This is a genomic window from Arthrobacter endolithicus, from assembly GCF_026627425.1.
Lineage (GTDB): Bacteria > Actinomycetota > Actinomycetes > Actinomycetales > Micrococcaceae > Arthrobacter_M.
The window spans coordinates 125346-143502 of record NZ_JAPNLH010000007.1 but is presented as its reverse complement, the minus strand read 5'-3'; the positions used below and the strand labels follow the sequence as shown (position 1 = coordinate 143502).

At 64.6% G+C, this 18157-nt stretch carries 16 protein-coding genes and 1 tRNA gene; 6 read left to right on the top strand and 11 right to left on the bottom strand.

The genetic code is table 11. The features are described from left to right. Positions 1–4: 4 nt before the first annotated feature. The 3 genes from OS914_RS08375 to mca all read right to left on the bottom strand — a co-directional run bounded on the left by OS914_RS08375 (position 5) and on the right by mca (position 3533). Positions 5–2146 (bottom strand): thioredoxin domain-containing protein, encoded by a 2142-nt coding sequence (locus OS914_RS08375; protein ID WP_267545597.1) that lies wholly within the window; start codon positions 2144–2146, stop codon positions 5–7. Further along, a complete protein-coding gene (locus tag OS914_RS08370) occupies positions 2124–2498 on the bottom strand; it encodes a hypothetical protein (protein ID WP_267545596.1) in 375 nt (124 codons plus the stop codon). The genes OS914_RS08375 and OS914_RS08370 overlap by 23 nt, the downstream gene beginning before the upstream one ends. Before the next feature lie 66 nt (positions 2499–2564). Next, positions 2565–3533, bottom strand: coding sequence for a mycothiol conjugate amidase Mca (mca, locus tag OS914_RS08365; RefSeq protein ID WP_267545595.1), 969 nt, complete (start codon positions 3531–3533; stop codon positions 2565–2567). A 147-nt stretch (positions 3534–3680) separates the two neighbouring features. Between mca and OS914_RS08360 the strand changes: the two genes are divergently transcribed. Both OS914_RS08360 and greA read left to right on the top strand, forming a co-directional pair. Then, complete coding sequence (locus OS914_RS08360) at positions 3681–4121, top strand: DUF4307 domain-containing protein (RefSeq protein WP_267545594.1); 441 nt, start codon at positions 3681–3683, stop codon at positions 4119–4121. A 208-nt stretch (positions 4122–4329) separates the two neighbouring features. Beyond that, the gene (greA, locus tag OS914_RS08355) at positions 4330–4824 is read left to right on the top strand and encodes a transcription elongation factor GreA (protein ID WP_267545593.1); all 495 of its coding nucleotides are present in this window, start codon (positions 4330–4332) and stop codon (positions 4822–4824) included. 101 nt (positions 4825–4925) lie between these two features. On the opposite strand, the gene ilvA is transcribed toward greA, so the two are convergent. Both ilvA and OS914_RS08345 read right to left on the bottom strand, forming a co-directional pair. Continuing rightward, the gene (gene ilvA / locus OS914_RS08350) at positions 4926–6164 is read right to left on the bottom strand and encodes a threonine ammonia-lyase (protein WP_267545592.1); all 1239 of its coding nucleotides are present in this window, start codon (positions 6162–6164) and stop codon (positions 4926–4928) included. Beyond that, entirely contained in the window at positions 6161–7372 is a 1212-nt protein-coding gene (locus OS914_RS08345) for an AI-2E family transporter (protein ID WP_267545591.1), read from the bottom strand. Before OS914_RS08345 ends, ilvA begins: the two co-directional genes overlap by 4 nt. Positions 7373–7516: 144 nt before the next feature. On the opposite strand from OS914_RS08345, the gene OS914_RS08340 reads away from it, so the two are divergent. The 4 genes from OS914_RS08340 (at position 7517) to OS914_RS08325 (ending at position 12007) form a co-directional block, all read left to right on the top strand. After that, positions 7517–8356: a DeoR/GlpR family DNA-binding transcription regulator gene (locus OS914_RS08340; protein ID WP_267545590.1), complete on the top strand. Its 840-nt coding sequence runs from the start codon at positions 7517–7519 to the stop codon at positions 8354–8356. After that, complete coding sequence (gene galT, locus OS914_RS08335; protein WP_267545589.1) at positions 8353–9510, top strand: galactose-1-phosphate uridylyltransferase; 1158 nt, start codon at positions 8353–8355, stop codon at positions 9508–9510. The genes OS914_RS08340 and galT overlap by 4 nt, the downstream gene beginning before the upstream one ends. A 1-nt stretch (position 9511) precedes the next feature. Then, complete coding sequence (gene galK, locus OS914_RS08330; RefSeq protein ID WP_267545588.1) at positions 9512–10687, top strand: galactokinase; 1176 nt, start codon at positions 9512–9514, stop codon at positions 10685–10687. 96 nt (positions 10688–10783) lie between these two features. After that, on the top strand, positions 10784–12007 hold the full coding sequence (locus tag OS914_RS08325; protein WP_267545660.1) for an acetyl-CoA C-acetyltransferase: 1224 nt from the start codon (positions 10784–10786) through the stop codon (positions 12005–12007). Positions 12008–12356: 349 nt separating this feature from the next. On the opposite strand, the gene OS914_RS08320 is transcribed toward OS914_RS08325, so the two are convergent. From OS914_RS08320 to OS914_RS08295, 6 genes are all read right to left on the bottom strand, one after another. Then, positions 12357–13208: a Bax inhibitor-1/YccA family protein gene (locus OS914_RS08320; protein ID WP_267545587.1), complete on the bottom strand. Its 852-nt coding sequence runs from the start codon at positions 13206–13208 to the stop codon at positions 12357–12359. Positions 13209–13369: 161 nt separating this feature from the next. After that, positions 13370–13443 (bottom strand) — tRNA-Leu (locus OS914_RS08315). A gap of 159 nt (positions 13444–13602) precedes the next feature. After that, complete coding sequence (locus OS914_RS08310; protein WP_267545586.1) at positions 13603–15045, bottom strand: NAD(P)/FAD-dependent oxidoreductase; 1443 nt, start codon at positions 15043–15045, stop codon at positions 13603–13605. A 34-nt stretch (positions 15046–15079) separates the two neighbouring features. Then, positions 15080–16453, bottom strand: a complete 1374-nt coding sequence (locus OS914_RS08305) for a S8 family serine peptidase (RefSeq protein ID WP_267545585.1) — start codon at positions 16451–16453, stop codon at positions 15080–15082. Between the two features lie 61 nt (positions 16454–16514). Further along, positions 16515–17456, bottom strand: a complete 942-nt coding sequence (locus OS914_RS08300; RefSeq protein ID WP_267545584.1) for a Ppx/GppA phosphatase family protein — start codon at positions 17454–17456, stop codon at positions 16515–16517. 30 nt (positions 17457–17486) lie between these two features. Beyond that, positions 17487–18116, bottom strand: coding sequence for a DUF501 domain-containing protein (locus OS914_RS08295; protein ID WP_267545583.1), 630 nt, complete (start codon positions 18114–18116; stop codon positions 17487–17489). Positions 18117–18157 lie beyond the last annotated feature (41 nt).

The following is an 18157-nucleotide window of genomic DNA, read 5'->3' as shown; positions in this document are numbered from 1 at the left end:
TCAGCTATTTCCCAAGTGCATTGCGCAGCTCTTTGGCCGTTGCCGCAGGAAGCCGGCACACCATCTTTCGGCAGACGTATGCTTGAGCCGAATCTCCGCCGTCGCGCCCGGCCAACAGCGGCACGGCGCTGTCCGCGGTGCCGACGGCGATAAGCAGGCCCGGTGATGGGTCCAGGGCCGCGATGCGCACCAGCTCCGCACGCTCTGGCGTGTCGGGACCGCTAACGGCGACTTCGAGCGGACCGGCCAGTAAGGCCTCTACCGTGGCCAGCGCCCAGCCCGCGGCGCGAGGGGCCCTGACGGCAATGTCCGGCAGCCAGCCCAGCAGGCTCTGCGCCAGATTTCGGGGCGCTGCCGAGCCGCTGTAGCCGGCGTAGCTGACCAGAGCTGCGGCGAATGCGGATGTCCCGCTGGCAGTAGCGTTATCGAATGGATCCGCAGAGAGCCGGCGCCCGGCGGCGTTGAAGACCTGCTCGGATTCGGGCGTGGTGTCCGCGACTTTGCCGTCATGGACAAAGCGCTCAGTTGCTGCCACTACCAGCTTCTCCGCCAGCAGGTACCAACGCTCGTTCCCGCTTGCGGCGTACAAGGCGAGCAACCCGTCGGCGCAGAAGGCATAGTCTTCCAGCAGGCCGCCGATCCCCCGGGCGGTTCCGGCGTGGGAGACCCGCCGTAACATCCCGCCGTCCCAATGCACCGTTTCCAGGTAATCCGCAGCTAAGCCGGCTGCCCGGAGGTACGCGGGATCATCCAGTACCAAACCAGCGTCGGCCAGAGCTGCTATGGCCATCCCATTCCAGCCTGCCACCACCTTCTCGTCGCGTCCGGGCTGCGGCCGGGCCAGCCGGCGTTTGAGCAGTTCGGGGGCCACCAACTCCCAAAGTCGGCGGTCCTCATCTAAGAGGCGGCCGCCGGGGTGCAGCGCGGAGCCGTTGGACGCAGCTTCGCCGCCGGTCGGGTCCGCGGAGGCAACGTGCATCATCCGCCCGAGGTGGCCGCCCGTCCCGGGATGTCCCGCGGCCAAGGCAGCGGCCTCCAGCTCTCCCGCCGTCCACAGATACGTCGCGCCCTCCCGATGGACGCCGTCGACTACGGTATCTGCATCCAATGACGACGCAAAGGGACCGCCCTTAAGCCGCAACGCGTCCAGCAACCAATCGGCCGTCATCCGGACCACTCGCTCGGCATCTGCGTGCGGAAAGTCCGGCCCGTCGGAGAGCCGGAGCCAGTGCGTGCAAACCCGCAACAGCGCCGCGTTGTCGTAGAGCATTTTCTCGAAATGCGGCAGCGACCAGTCCGCCGTCACCGAATACCGCGAAAAGCCGCCGGCAAGTTGGTCGAAAAGGGCCGAACCGGTCATGGCTGTCAGCGTCCGGGCCGCCATCGCGCGGGCGTGGCCGGCGGTGGGACTTGTGCCGGCAGCGTGCCGGAGCAGAAATTCCAGGACGGACGACGGCGGAAACTTAGGTGCGCTGCCGAACCCGCCTGCCTCCTGGTCTTCCGAAGTGCCCAGGGCTTCGACTGCCGCCGAAAGGAGCCCGGTGGTCAGCAAACCCGGTCCCCGCAGTTCCTCAGTTGGCGCTACTTCGATTATCTGGTCCGTGGAATTTTGCGCAAGACCGGCGGCAAGCTTCGCCGCGTTGTTCTCAACAGCTCCGCGCCGCTGCTGCCAGGCCTCCGTCACAGCCTCGAGGACCTGCCGGAAGGACGGTCGTCCGATGGTGGGACTCGGTCCAAAGTAGGTTCCGGCATGGAAGGCCAGCCCATCCTGGGTGAGGAAAACGCTCATCGGCCAGCCGCCCTCGCCGCTGATGGCCTGTGTTGCGCTCATGTAGACGGCGTCCACATCTGGGCGCTCTTCACGGTCCACTTTTACCGCAATAAAGTGCGCATTCAGGTACGCCGCCGTGGCAGCGTCCTCGAAGGATTCGTGGGCCATGACGTGACACCAATGGCAGGCCGCGTAGCCGATGGACAGGAATACCGGGACATCCCTGGTGCGGGATTGCGCGAAGGCAGCATCCCCGAACGGCTGCCAGTGCACCGGGTTATCGGCGTGCTGGCGGAGGTAGGCCGACGGTTCGCCGGCCAGCGCATTGGACCCGCCTGAGGAGGGCGTGCGCTCAGCTCCCGTTTGCGGGTCCATCGTCCTGGCTTTTGGACTCAAGGAAGTCCGCGTCGGGGCCGTGTTTGCCGCCGGCACCTCCGTGGTACGTCCGGCGGCCGGTTACCGGGCCGTCGTCGTCGGCTTCGCCGTCCTGTTCGCCGTTCGCTGCCTCGCGGCCCAAGAGTGCGTCTTCCGCGACCTGGGCCCGGTAGCGGACCCGGCGGATTCGCTTGACCATGTCGCGGATCAGGAAGAACATAATGACGACGACGCCGAAGGTAAAGAGGAAACCCAAAAACCCCGGGCTGACCTGATCCGGGTCCAGGCCGGGACGGATGGTCGGGGAATCGCTGGGCGGAGTGGTGGCCAGCACCAAAATCAAATTATGCAAAGTTTGTCTTTCTGTGTTCCCCGCGGCGCTCTACCCGGGGGCCGGCATTTCACCGCTGTCCCCTATCTATCGTAGGCCAGCAAACAAGTCGTTTTCCGGCAGCGGGGTGTAGACCCGGGATTCGATCAGTGAGTAGTCCTCCCACGGCCAGATTTTGCGCTGCATATCCGCCGAAACAGCGAAGAAGAAGCCTTCGGGATCCACTTGCGTAGCGTGGGCGCGAAGGGCGGCTTCGCGGGCCTCGAAGAAGTCCCCGCAGTCAACCTGCGTCGTGGCCGGGTGCCTGCCCATGGGTGACTGGTGCCCTTCCGTGTCTGCCTCCATCCAGGCTGCGATCCGCTCCGCATAGGGCGACTGGATGCCGGCCTCTTCGAGCGCGAAATGCAACGCCTTGAAACGCGCGGGATTGAAGGCCAGATCATAATAAAGCTTCGCAGGTTCCCAAGGATCACCGGTTCCCGGGTAGCGGTCCGGATCCCCCGCGGCATGGAAAGCCTCCACCGTCACCTTGTGCGCCATGATGTGATCCGGGTGCGGGTAACCGCCGTTTTCGTCATAGCTGACCACCACATGCGGACGGAAGCGCCGGACCAGCCGCACCAACGGTGCCGCTGCGCGTTGCAGCGGTTGGCGGGCAAAACAACCGAGCGGCAGTTCCGGTAACGGTTTCCCTTCCGGCAGACCAGAATCAACAAACCCGAGCCACTCGTGACTGATCCCCAGCGCCGCCACTGCCGCCGCCATTTCGAGACGGCGGGCACCGGCCATGTCGCGGGTTGAATGGGGATCCCCCACCATCGCGGGGTTCTGGACGCCGCCCCGCTCGCCGCCGGTGCAGGTGGCGACCATGATGTCGACGCCTTCGGCCACATAGCTTGCCATCATGGCAGCACCCTTACTGGCCTCATCGTCGGGATGGGCGTGGACCGCCAGCAGGCGCAGCCCTTGACCGGAGTTGTCCGTTTCGGCAGCAAACCGCGGGGCCTTGGCAGGTGCAGCGGCTGCACGGCTGGCCCCCGGATGATCGGAACTCATATTAAGCCTTTCCTATGTTATGCGCCGCGTCTGGAAACAACTGGCCTGATCCCCTTTGGCCCTGACAGCATCGGCCGGACGGAATCCGGGCGACGTTGTGCGAACGTGTGCATCAACGTCCGCCCGAAGAACGATAAACTGGACCTCGTGAGCGTTTCTGAAACATCGGCAGCTACCAGCGTAGCCACTCGCTACGGTGCGCCCAAGCGCAGGTGGACGCGGCGGACGAAAGTCATCTTGAGCGCCGTCGTCGCAGTCCTCACGCTGGTCTTTGTCGCGTGGCTGGCCCTGGGCCGGGGTGAGCCCTCCGTCGCCAGCAAAGACGTGGGCTTCTCGGTCCGGGACAGCACACTGACCGAGGTCGATTTTCAGGTCGTCAAGGACCCCGGCGCAACGGCGCAATGCGCCGTCAAGGCCTTGGCTTCGAGCTTCGCCATCGTCGGTTGGGACGTCGTTACGATAGGTCCTAACGGCACCGACTCCGGCATCGATCAGGGGCGGACGACGGCGCAGCGAGCCGCAGTGCGGACCGAGTCGCTGGCCGTTTCCGGCGTCGTCGACAGCTGCTGGATCGTTCCCGCGCCGTAACTGCACGATCCCATCCTGCGGCCACCGGCAGTGTCGGCATCTTGGGTTTATCGGTCTTGTTGCCTACACTGGAGCAATACCCTGCCCCGCTTGAACGGCTACTTCATGTGCTAGTGCACTACGGTGGCAACCTTCGGCGGGGTATTTGCTTGTCAGTGCGAACTCAGTCGCCCTACCCGCCTTACTTGTCAGCCCAAGGAGAAACCCTGTGTCTACCCCTAACAGCGCACCCGCAGCCTGGCTCACCCAGGAAGCCTTCAGCCGCCTTCAGGCTGAGCTCACGGAACTGTCCGGCCCCGGACGGGTTGAAGTGGTCAAAAAGATCGAGCAGGCCCGCTCGGAGGGTGACCTGAAGGAAAACGGCGGATACCACGCAGCCAAGGAAGAGCAAGGCAAGATCGAAGCGCGGATCCGCCAGCTCACCGAACTGCTGCGGGACGCCCATGTTGGCGAGTCCCCCGCCGATGATGGCATTGTGGAGCCGGGAATGCTGGTGGTTGCGAAAATTGCCGGCGACGAGACAACGTTCCTCTTGGGAAGCCGCGAGGTCGGCGGCGGCACGGATCTGGATGTCTTCAGCGAAAAATCGCCTCTTGGCGCCGCAATCCATGGGCACAAGGCGGGCGACTCGCTGAGCTACATCGCACCGAACGGCAGGGAAATTGCCGTCGAAGTCATCTCCGCCACGCCGTTCACCGGTTAAGTCACATGTCGAGTGTGGACATCTGCCCCGCTGCGAGGCGTTCCAATGGGCAGATGTCCACACTCGACATGTTGGTGCACGCGTTTTGAGTGCACTGGCCGTTAGTGCACCACTATGGGTTGGAATCCCTCGGTCCGCAGTGCCGTGAGGACGTGTTCGCAGTGCTCGTGGCCCTTCGTCTCCAGATTCACCGTGATGGAGACATCGCCCATGCTGATGGATCCGCCCACCCTGGTGTGATCGACGCCGGTGACGTTCGCGTCGTTCTCCGCGATGATCCGGGAAATCGTGGCCAGCGAACCCGGGCGGTCATCGAGCATCATCCGCACGGTCATAAAGCGGCCGGCGGCTGCGAGGCCGCGCTGGATCACCTTCAGCATCAGCATCGGATCGATGTTTCCCCCGGTGAGAATCACGGCAGTGGTGCCGGGATTCTCGATTTTGCCCTCCATCAGCGCGGCTACCCCCACAGCTCCAGCCGGCTCCACCACCATCTTTGCGCGTTCCAGCAGGAAAATCAGTGCTCTGGCCAGCGCATCCTCGCTGACCGTGACGACGTCATCCACGAGCTCCCGGATGATCGAGAACGGCAGCTGTCCAGGCCTGCCGACGGCTATACCGTCGGCCATCGTGGAGACTCTCTTCAACGGCACTAGTGCGTCCGCGGCAAGAGAGGGCGGGTAGGCCGCCGCGTTTTCGGCCTGGACGCCGATGATTCTGATTTCCCTGCCTAACTGCTCCGCCCTGGATTTAATCGCGACGGCGACACCGGCCAGCAGGCCGCCCCCGCCGACCCCCATGATCACCGTGTCGACGTTGGGGAGCTGGTCCAGAATTTCCAGGCCAATGGTCCCCTGCCCCGCAACGACGTCAACGTTGTCGAATGGATGAACGAACACAGCCCCGGTTTCTTCTGCAAAACGTTCCGCCTCGGCGAGGGATTCATCCACATTGTGTCCATGCAGTACCACCTCGGCGCCGTGGCCGCGGGTGGCGGCCAGCTTTGGCAACGCCACGCCCAGCGGCATATAGATCCGGGCCTTGATGCCCAGTGCTTTGGCAGCCACAGCCACGCCCTGGGCATGGTTTCCGGCGGAGGCCGCCACGACGCCGCGGGCCTTTTCTTCCGCCGTCAGTTTTGCCATCCGGACATAGGCGCCGCGGACCTTAAAGGACCCTGCCCGCTGGAGATTCTCGCATTTGAAGAACACCTCGGAACCGGTTTGCCGGCCCAGCGCCCGGGAACTTTCAATGGGGGTAAGGGCGATGATGTCCGCCACTAACCGCCGCGCGTCCTCTATATCGGTCAGCGTGACGGGCAGGTCGCTAAGTGCATTCACTGATTGTTCTCTCTGCTGGTTGGCGTTTGGGTGGTGGTGACCGCCGCTAGCTGTGGCGGCTGCTGCGTTCCGCCGCCGGACGAGCCTCCCGGTCCGCCGCCGTCGACCGCTGTTCCCTGGTGCTCCCAGCCACGCGCGGCGATGTAGCGGATCGCGGAATTGAGGACCGCCAGCAGCGGCACCGCGAAGAGCGCCCCGGGTATACCGGCAAGGCCGGCACCGGCAGCTACCGTGAGAATCACCGCGACCGGGTGCAGTGAAACGGCCTTGCCCATCACCAGAGGCTGCAGCAGGTGGCTTTCCGCCTGCTGGACCAGCAACACAATTCCCAGCATGATTAAGGCGTTGACCCAGCCATTGGCCACTAGCGCAAGCAGCACGGCTACGATGCCGGTCACCAGGGCTCCGATCACCGGGATAAAGGATCCGAAGAGGACCAAAACGCCCAACGGTAGCGCCAGCGGTACGCCGATGATGGCCGCTCCCCCGCCAATTCCGATCGCGTCAATCACCGCAACCAACACCTGGATCCGGACGTAGCTGACCATGGATCCCCAGCCGCGCCGGCCCGCCCCGTTGGCAGCAGCCCGCGCCCGCTTGGGCATCAACTTTACTATGAACAACCAGATCTGCTCACCTTCGAGCAGGAAAAATACCAGGATGAAAAGCGTCAGCAGCAGGCCAGCCGCGAAGTGCCCGGCCGAGCTGCCCACCGATAACGCCCCGCTGAGGATGCTGCTGCTGTTATTCTGCAGCGCATTAAGCCCCTCACCGACATATTTGTCCATATCTGCTGCCGAAACCTGCAGGGGGCCGGTGGCAAACCACATCTGGACCTGCCGGATGCCCTCGACAGCCTGACCGCGCAGAGCCGAAAACCCCTCGACCATCTGCCGGCCCACCAGCGTCAGAGCGCCAACAATTACGACCGCCCCGCCGACCATGGTGGCGGCGACGGCCAGCCCCTTGGGCAGCCGGTGGCGGTGCAGGAACCGGACAATCGGACTGAGCAGTGCCGACAGCAATGCCGCCACCATCAGCGGGATGACGAGTAGGGTAACAAAGCTCAGCAACCAGAGAATTGCCCCGCCGACCAAAAGGATGATCCCCACCCGCCAGGCCCACGCCGCGGAGAGCCGCACACCATAGGGAACCCCCGCGGCAAGATCGTTCAGGGTCCCGTCGCCGGTCTGTCCAGGAAGCTTCATAGCTTAATAGTTCCCCACCAGAGATGAATACTGAAACCGTGTCCAGCTGCCAGCGAGCCGACCGCTGGCATTGCGAGGGAGGTGATGTTATATTTTGTTTGAAAGTATTTGAATTTGGTATCAACGCACGCTAAGGAGGTCCGAATGCTCGCACCTCAGCGGCAGTCCCGGATCCTTAAAGAGCTGCAGCTTAATGAGGCCGTCCGCGTCACCGACCTGGCCGAGGCGTTGTCCGTCAGCGAAATGACCGTGCGCCGGGATATCGAGGCGCTTGACGTCAAGGGACTGCTGAGAAAAATCCACGGCGGGGCCACCCGCCTGGCCAGGTTCAGCGCCGTCGAACCGGGTTTCGCAAACAATTCGGATCTGCAGCCGGCAGCCAAGGCAGCCATCGCAGCGGCGGCGTTCGGTCTGGTCGAGCCCGGCATGACCTTGGCCTTGACTGGTGGCACCACGACCCACTGGCTGGCAACGATGCTCAATCGGGTGGAAGGCCTTACCGTCATCACGAACTCGCTGAAGGCTGCGGAGGCGTTATACCAGCTCCAGCCAGCTAACGGGACCAAGGTCATTATTACCGGCGGCGAGCGCACTCCCTCGGAGGCATTGGTGGGGCCTGTGGCCGACGCCGCCATCGCCCGGCTCAACTGCGATATCTGTTTCATGGGCATCCACGGCATTGATGCACGGCGCGGTCTGACCAGCCCCAATGTGGTCGAAGCGCAGACGAATATTGCCTTTAGCGCATCCGCGGAACGCCTGGTGGTGCTTGCCGACCATACGAAATTCAACGTCCGCGCGTTGGCGTCCGTGGTCGCGTTGCGCGAGGTCGACACGCTGATTACCGACGACGGCATAGCACCGGCGACGGCAGCGGAATTCAGGCCGCTGATTCAGACCCTGCGGATCGCAGTGGTCCCACGTTCAGCACAGTCAGCACCGTCAACACAATCAGCACCGTCACTAGCCAGGAGCGAACCATGACGACAGCAACGAGCACCCGGCTGTCGGATGGGCGCGAACTGATCTATTTCGACGACGGCGACGTGGCTAAACCGCACCCGGAGGCAGATCAGCGCCCCTTACTCCCCCGCTCGGAGGCGGAGACCGGGGAGATCCGTTTTGACGCACTGACCGGCGACTGGGTGGCGATAGCCGCCCACCGGCAGACCCGTACCTACCTCCCGCCAGCCAACCAGTGCCCCCTTTGCCCTAGCCGCCAGGACGGGAATCTTTCCGAAATTCCCGCCCCGGACTATGACGTCGTTGTTTTTGAAAACCGTTTCCCTTCCTTAGGCCCCGCCCTGGGCGCTGCGCCTCAGCATCCCCGCTGGGGCACCACAGGTACCGCCTTCGGCCGCTGCGAAGTGGTGGCCTTCACACCGGTCCATAGCGGATCCTTTGCTGCCTTATCCGAGGTGCGGGCCCGCACCGTCATCGATGCCTGGGCGCAGCGGACCGCCGCGCTCAGCGCCTTGCCGGGCATTCGGCAGGTCTTTCCGTTCGAGAACCGCGGGCAGGAGATCGGCGTTACCTTGCATCATCCGCACGGCCAAATCTATGCCTATCCCTACATCACCCCTCGGGCCGCAGTGATGGCGGAGGCCGCCCGGAAATACTACGATGCCGCCGATGGCCGGGACACTCTTACCGGATCCATTCTCGGTTCCGAGCGGCAGGCCGGGGACCGGATGATCCTGGAGGGGACGCATTTGAGCGCCTATGTGCCGTTCGCCGCGAAATGGCCGCTCGAAATCCATCTCACACCGCACCGGCAGGTTCCGGACATCGCCGCACTGACCGGGGCGGAACGCGATGAGCTCACCTGGATGTACTTGGAGCTGCTGACACGTTTGGATAATCTGTACGGCACACCGACGCCCTATATTGCCGCCTGGCACCAGGCCCCGGTGGACGACTTTTTCCGGCCCGCCGGCTACCTGCACCTACAGCTGACCTCGCCGCGCCGGGCTGCGGACAAACTGAAATTCCTTGCCGGATCGGAAGCTGCCATGGGTGCCTTTATCAATGACAGCACCCCCGAGCTGACCGCTGCCGCACTCCGGGCCACGGCCGGACGCGCCGGCGGCCAGAGCAGGGTGGCGGTCCGCGGCCGACTGCTCCGAGAAGCAACTTAGAATGGCTAACGGAAAAAGGGATCAGGCGAAAGTGACGGCAGATGCAGCGGCCAGGTTCGCGGAGGTATTCCGTGCGGCACCGGACGGGGTGTGGCAGGCACCGGGACGGGTCAATCTGATCGGCGAGCATACCGATTACAACGAGGGCTTCGTCCTGCCGTTCGCCATCGGACACACGGCCCGAGTCGCCGTTCGGCTGCGCGAGGACAGCACCGCGCGGCTGATTTCCAGCTATGGCGATGAGGGGCTGGTGACGGTGGACTTGACCCGACTGGCGCCGTCGAACATGCAGGGTTGGACGGCCTATCCTTTGGGCGTGGCCTGGGTACTCGGCCAACAGGGCGTTCGCGTCCCCGGCTTCGATCTCTTTCTGGACTCTTCGGTGCCGACCGGCGCTGGCCTGTCCTCCTCCGCGGCGATCGAATGCGCCGTGGCATTGGCCCTGAACGATTTGGCTGGTGCCGCCCTGAGTCGGGAGGAGCTGGTGCTGGTTGGCCAGCGCGCCGAAAATGAAGTGGTGGGTGCTCCGACGGGAATCCTGGATCAATCGGCGTCTCTGTTGTCCACCGAAGGCCACGCCGTTTTCCTGGATTGCCGCAGCCGGCAGGCGGAGCAAGTGCCGTTCGATCTGGCCGGTTCCCAGCTGGTGGTGCTGGTAGTGGACACGCGGGTCAGCCACGCACACGCCACCGGGGACTACGCTGCCCGGCGAGCGTCCTGCGAACTGGGCGCCGAGGTCCTGGGTGTGCCGGCACTGCGGGATCTGCGCGTCGACGAACTCGCCGAGGCAGCCGGGCTTCTCGATGACGAGACCTTCCGCCGGGTGCGGCATATCGTCACCGAAAACGACCGCGTACTCTGCACTGTCGCAGCACTTGCTGAGCAAGGGCCGACGGCGGTCGGTGAGCTGCTGACCGCCAGCCATTTGTCCATGCGGGACGACTTTGAGATTTCCTGCCCCGAGTTGGATCTGGCGGTGGAGACTGCTCTGGCCAACGGTGCACTGGGCGCCCGGATGACCGGCGGAGGATTCGGCGGCTCCGCCATTGCGCTGATCCCGGCTGCCACCGAAGCCGGTACCCGGCAGGCCATCCTGACGGCATTCCGGCACGCCGGCTTCCGGGAACCGGATATTTTCGCCGTCACACCCGCCGCGGGTGCTGGCCGGATAGGGTAGCCCGCAGTGCTGAGAACGTCCGCGTGCACCGGCAACGTTGAGTGAGCTGCCGATCGCGGCCACAATGGAGCCATGAGTACAGCCAGCACCGGGACAATGCCAGAAGCCGTGATCGTCTCCATTGCCCGCAGTCCCATTGGCCGGGCCTTTAGAGGCTCGCTGAAAGACGAGCGCCCGGACGACCTGGCGGCCGCCATGCTCACCGCGGCGTTGGCCAAGGTTCCCGAGCTTGACCCAACGACCTTGGATGATCTGTATCTGGGCTGTGCCGAACCCAGCGGCGAAGCAGGCTCGAACATGGCGCGGGTGGTCAGCGTGCTGGCCGGGCTGGACACCGTTCCCGCCGCAACGATAAACCGTTTCTGCGCCTCGAGCCTGCAGAGCCTTCGGATGGCCTTCCACGCCATCCGTGCCGGCGAAGGCCACGCTTTTATAGCTGCCGGCGTCGAGTCCGTCTCGCGGTACCAGAGCTGGAAGGGCGCTGGGGAAACCGAAGGTGCCAACCACAATCCGAAGTTCGCCGAGGCAGGCGCGCGGTCCGCCGCAGTGGCCGCTGCCAATGCGCCGTGGACGGATCCCCGGCTGAACGGGGAGATGCCCAACATCTACCTTTCGATGGGGCAGACGGCGGAAAACGTCGCCACCTCCCTGGGTATCGGCCGTGATATTCAGGACCAGTGGGGTGTGCAGAGCCAGAACCGCGCCGAGGCGGCCATCGCGGCCGGCTTCTATGCCCGCGAGATTACACCCTACACCCGCCGTGACGGCATCGTGGTCGACCGCGACGACTCGCCCCGGGCGGGGGTCACGATGGACTCCGTGAGCACTCTACAGCCCGCATTCCGACCCGGTGGCACGGTGACCGCCGGCAATGCCTGCCCCTTGAACGACGGGGCAGCTGCCGCCGTCGTGATGAGCGCCACCCGCGCCCGTGAACTGGGTCTGACTCCGCTGGCACGAATCGTCTCCACGGGCGTCAGTGCCCTCTCCCCGGAGATTATGGGCCTGGGCCCGATCGAGGCCACCCGGCGCGCGCTTGCGTTGGCGTCACTAACGGTCAAGGACATCGACCTGGTCGAACTCAACGAGGCTTTTGCCGTCCAGGTCGTCGCCAGCCGCCGCGCACTGGGCATCGATCCTGCCAAGCTCAATGTCTTCGGCGGCGCCATCGCATTGGGCCACCCTTTCGGAATGACGGGCGTCCGGATGGTCACCACCTTATTGAATGGGCTGACGACGACGGACGGCAGCTTGGGTCTGGCGACCCTGTGCGTCGGTGGCGGGCAGGGCATGGCGCTGATCCTGGAAAGGTTGAACTGACGTGCTCCGCTGAGTTATGCCGGCGGCTGCGGATCGGCCGGTGGCGGCCGGTTGGACTGCGGAGGCTGCTGCTGTCGCCGAGGCGGCTGCTGGCCCGGCCATTGCTGCCCGTGCGGTTCTGCAGGATATCCCGAACCGCGTTGCCGGTGGCCCCAGCGTTCGCCATCGGACTCGCGGTAAAGCCCCCGCCCGGAGCGGGCGGTTTTTCAGGGTCAGGAGGCCCATGCGAAAGTGCCATATAAATGGAGGGATGCCGTGGAATTTCCCAGGGCATCCCTCCATATCCCCGGCAGCCGTCCGTAGGCACGGCATTCGCCAGCCGTGAATAGTCGCCTGACCTACCCGGCGGCTAGTTGTTTCGCATGATCGCCAGCAGGCGCAGGATCTCCACATAAAGCCATACCAGAGTAACGGTGAGTCCGAAGGCGGCCGTCCAGGAGTACTTGGCCGGGACCCCGTTCTGCACGCCGCCCTGGATGGACGTAAAGTCCATCACCAGGGAGAATGCCGCCAGAGCGATGGCGAGCAGGCCCAGCACCAGCCCGAACGGAATGCTGGTCCCCGGAATATGCATGCTCCGGATGCCCCAGGGACTGTCGGTAACGTTGAAGACCATGAGGCCGAAGTTCAGCAAGGAGAAGACCAGATAGCCGCCGATGCCGATCATAAAGATCTTCGTCAACTTCGGCGTCGCCCGGACCTTGCCGCTCTTGAACAGCAGCAGCGTCACGGCGAAGACGGACAACGTGCCGAGCACGGCCTGCACCACGATCCCGGGGAACATACCCTCGAGAAAACCGGAGATCCCGCCCAAGAACACTCCCTCGGCGGCCGCGTAGAGCATCATCAGCGCCGGTGACGGTTCACGCTTGAAGGAGTTGACCAGGCCAAGCACCAGGCCGATGATCATGCCGGGAATGGTCAGCGCCGGGAAGATCCAGCCCACAGCGGCCCCGACCAGCACCAGGGCAAGCATGCCCACGGTCTTGATGATGACGTCGTCGAGCGTCATTCGGCCCGTCTGCGAGGGACCTGCCGACGGCGCGTTGTACAGGTCCTGCAGCTGCTGCGGACTCAGCCCGGCATTTTTCGTCGAGGCTTCAGCGCCGTTGTAGCCCTGGTTTTGCAGCTGGCCCTGGAACGCCGGCCTGGCAGTGAAGTTCTTGTTATTGGCAAATACGGGGTTTCCGCTGACAGCCATGGTGCGGTGTCCTCCATCCGGGGCAGGTGAGAAAATCTAAGCCTACCAAGTCTGACGAACCGCCGCCGGAAATAGTTCCGCTCTGCACGCGTCCCCACTGGCGGCTGCCCGCACTGGTGCCTACACAGTGCGGCCGCAGCTTCGCAGTTTCGCCGCAAAAGTGCCCCAACTGGGACTTGAACCCAGACTGAACAGATTTTAAGTCTGCTGCCTCTGCCGATTGGGCTATTGGGGCCCGCGGTCCAGCGTACTCGATCCGGCGTGCCGGGAAAAACCGGGAAAAAACCGGGCCGACAGCAGCGCCTGCGAAATGGCTAAGTCGCCGCGCCCAAACGCGAACGGCGCCCCATCCGCAATCCGGACCGGGCGCCGTCGGGCATTAAACCCAGCGTCGTTACTTGGCCCCGACCGGGACCCCTTCGTTGGCCGGACTCGACGCAACAACCGGAGCATCGGCAGGCTTCGCCGCCGGCTTCGGCGCAGGTCCGGCCGCGGCCCGGAAGGCCGCCCGGGGGCGATCCAGATCCAGCAGCGCTGTGATGTCGCGGCCGGTAAAGAGGCTGATGAACCAGTCCGATATGACGCGCCATTTACGCTCGAACGTCGGCATCGCCAGGCCATGGTAGCCGCGGTGCGCCAGCCAGGCCGGCCAGCCCCTGAGTCCGACGCCCATGATGTTGGCAACGCCCTTCCACTCACCGAAACCGGCAACAGCGCCAAGGCTCTTGTGCTTGTAATCCGTCAGTGGCTTGTCAAAGCGTGAGGCCCACAGGTTGCTGGCCAGACGCTTTGCCTGGCGGAGCGCGTGTTGGGCGTTCGGGACGCAGAAGCCCGCTACACCGCCGCCGGTCAGATCCGGAACGGCCGCGACGTCGCCGGCCGCCCAGGCGTTCGGGATGGCGCCGAATTCGCCGGTAACCCGAAGATCGGCCCCTACCTGCACCCGGCCGCGCGGGTCGATCGGGAAGTCGGTGGACCGGACCATCGGGTTTGCCTGCACTCCGGCGGTCCAGATCAGCGTATCCGCGTCAAATTCCTGAGCGACGGTCTTCTCCGGCATATTGATCAGGCTCATGTGGTTGTCCACGGCGCTGGCCAGTGAGGTATTGAGCAAAACCTCGATGTTGCGGCTGCGCAGGTGCTCAATGACCCATTCAGACTGTGGCTGTGTGACCTCGGGCATGATCCGACCCATGGCCTCGACCAGCACGAACCGAAGTTCTGCGACGTTAAGCCGCGGGTTCTGCTTCGCCGCGGTGCGGGCCATGTCCTCAAGTTCGGTGATGGTTTCGATACCGGCAAAACCGCCGCCGACGACGACGAACGTCAAGGCGCGCTTGCGCTTGGCAGGATCCGTCTCGGTGGAGGCCGCTTCGATCCGGTCCAGGACCTGGTTGCGGACGGCAACGGCCTCTTCGATGGTTTTCATCCCGATCCCGTTTTCCGCCAGACCCTTGATTGGGAAGGTCCGGGTGATGGAACCGGCTGCCACGACGACGTCGAAGTACGGGAGCTCGAAGTGCTCTCCGCCATCTGCCGGGGCTACCACGGCGGTCCGGTTTTCATGATCGATGCTGGTGACGGAGCCCTGGATGAGCTCGGTCTGCCGCAGGTGCCTGCGGTGTGAGACCACGGCATGGCGGGCCTCGATGGTGCCGGCGGCCACTTCCGGAAGGAAAGGCTGATAGGTCATGTAGGGCAGCGGGTCAACCACGGTGACGATGCCACCGGCGTTGGCGATCTTTTTCTGCAGGCGTAGGGCCACGTAGAGGCCGACGTAGCCGCCGCCGATTACGAGAACGCGCGGACGATCCAGGAATTGGGATGTAGGAGCCATGCCTCTATGGTACAAGACTTTGTGAAAACATTCACTAATCGGTCGGCGGCTGTGCTGTGGGCTGCTTGTCTGGGCTTTGGCCCCTCCGGGCGATGAGCAAATGCACCGTTCCGCCGCCGAGGATCAGCAGGAATAAGATCGAAAATCCGACGACCACGGTGCGCGGAAGGGTACTGTCCAGTGCAGAGGGCGGCAGAGCCGCAGGAACCGTGGGGTCGGCAATGGCCGGCGTCGTAGGGGCCGCGGCCGCGCCCGGCGGCGAAGTCGAGGAGGGCGCTTCGGTGGGGCCTGCCGACGGGGCCTCGGTCCGTCGATGAATTCTGACCCAATCGGCCATGCTGCCCAGCGGGTTGGCCGCCACGAGCGGGACATCGGCGCTCACGGCACCCGCAGCGTCCAGCAGACCGAAGCCGTACAGCGCGTTCGGGACACCCTCGCCCTTCGGTTTGGCCGTGGAGATAATCCGATTGATCACCTGCGCGGCTGACATCTCCGGATATTTGGAACGGATCAGCGCCGCAACTCCGGAGACGATCGGGGCGGCACCGGACGTTCCGCTCCAGTCCGCGTAACCGCCACCTGGCAGGCCCCCGACGAGTTTCTCGGCCGGAGCCGCTACCCCGATACTGATGCCCTGCGACGACGAATCCTGGCTGGCCATGCCGTTGTAGTCCAGCCCCGCCACAGCAAGGACTCCCGGGATGGTGGCGGGCGCTCCTACCTGCACGCTCCCGTTCTTTCGGTTTCCCGCGGCCGCGACCAGTACCACGTCCTTTTGCTCGGCGTACAGGAAGGCATCGTCCCAGCTCTGCGGCCACGCCGTTGAGGTACTGCCCAAAGACATGTTGATGACCTTGGCACCGTTGTCGACCGCCCAGCGCACCGCCGCTGGGACCTGATCGTCGATGCTTTTCCCGGAAGGGTTGGCACTTCCAAGCCAGGCGGAAACGCTGAGCAACTGGGCCTCGGGGGCAACACCGATCACTCCGTCCGGTCCGGCGCCCACGCCAGGCGGCGAGGACGGATCCGAGCTGGCGGAGACGGAGGAGTGGCCACGCCCGGCCAGCAGCGTCCCCACCAAGGTGCCGTGCTCGGGCTCGGCCCCAATCCCCTTTTGACCATCGGCCTGGCCAGAACCGGAGACATCCGTCCCGCCGGCTATGGCGCCGGCCAGGTCTGGGTGGGTTCCGTCCATGCCGCTGTCAATAACGGCAACCTTCACCCCTGCGCCTTGGGAGACCTGCCAGGCCTTGGCGATGCCGTAGTTGTCCAGCCAGTATTCCCGATCGCGGATATCATCCGCGTGGGCGGGAACCGCAGTGAGGAGCCCCGCGACGCACAGGGCCGCAAAAACGGCGAGCGTCAGCAGTGCTGCGACCGCAGGCCGCAGCGTGGTCTGTAGCTGCATCGAATTCCCGTCGTCTGCTTCGGTGGCGATGATTCCCGGGCATCCATGCCGGCTGCACACTTTAGTCCTGCTGGGAGATCCCCAACGCGATGCCATCCAGAATATCGTGTTCGCTCGCAGTTACCGAGTTGAGCCTGCCGGCGGTAAGAACGACCAGGCGGGCGATCACCGTCCGCCAGATGAGTGCACCCGCACCGATCACGTCCACCCGGCCCGGGTGCATAAACGGCAGGGTTTTTCGCTGCTCCCGTGTCATCTCCAGCAGTTCGGTGCAGGCCCGAATTACCGTTTCAGCGGGCAGGACGGCCCCGTGGATCCGCCCGGAGTCATAGCGCGGCAGGCGCAGGGCCTGTGCCGTTATGGTGGTCACCGAGCCGGCAACGCCGAGCAGACTATCCGCCTCCGCCAGCGGTACGGCGCCCAGCACGGTGCTGAGCTGGTCTTCAACGGCCGCCTGCGCCTGGGCAATTTCCGCGGCGCTGGGCGGATCGCTGCGCAGGAAGCGCTCGGTGAAGCGAACGCAGCCCATATTGGTACTGATCCCGGCCTGTACTCCATCATGATTACCGGCAACAAACTCGGTGCTGCCGCCGCCAAGATCCACCACTAGCACCAGCGGGGCACCCAGACCAGGCAGTACGCTGGCAGCTCCGGCGAAGGATAACGCCGCTTCCTCATCTCCGCTGACAACCTCCGGCTCCACGCCCAGGCGTGCCCTGACCCCATCAATGAACATCTGCCGGTTCTGCGCATCGCGGGTCGCTGAGGTGGCGACAAACCGCACCCGCGCTGCACCATGGGAACGGATGAGCGTGGCGTAGTCCTCGGTGGCGCTGAAGGTACGTTCCAGCGCCTGGGCAGAGAACTTGCCGGTCGCGTCCACTCCCTGCCCCAGCCGCACCACGCGCATTTCCCGGTGCACATCAGTCAAAACGCCGCCGTCAACGTCGGCGATCAGCAAACGGATCGAATTGGTTCCACAGTCGATGGCAGCTACACGCATGGGACGGCCTTTCGGAACGGGGTTCATCTGTCAGGACTGAGGAAGCTGCTGGCTGTGCTGATGCCTGACGTGCCGGCTGAGGTCGCGGGATGGAACCGGGCTCTGTGGATCCCAGGCTCCGGCGCAGTAGCAGCGCTCCGGCGTCCACCATTGCGCAATGGCCTCGATTGCCTCGTCGCCCAGCGGGTTCACCCCCGGTCCCGCGGCCAGCGCATGTCCGACCAGCACATGCAGGCATTTCACGCGGGTGGGCATCCCACCGGCGGAAATCCCGTCGATCTCCGGGACGGCACCGGTGCCGGCACGCTCGCCGATGCCGGCCCGCGCACTCAGGTAAGCCCGATGTGCGGCCAAGTAGGCGGCGGCCAACTCGGGCTCGGCCGACAACCGCTCCGTCATCGTGTTCATCAGCCCCGCGGCCTCCAGCCGTGACACGGCGGCGGTGATCACCGGATGTGTCAGATAGAAGGTTGTCGGAAAGGGAATTCCATTGCTGAGCCGCGGCGCGGTGGCGGCCACTAATGGATTCCCGCACACGCAGCGGGCCGGAATTTCGACGACGTCACGGACGGGGCGGTTAAGCTGGCGGCTGAGGGTGTCCAGGTCCGCAGCTGTAGCTGCCCGACCTGACGCTTTGGCTGCGGAGGCTGGCGTGGTCACCGGCGTCCTTCCTGGGACTAGAAGACTGATGGAAAACCGGC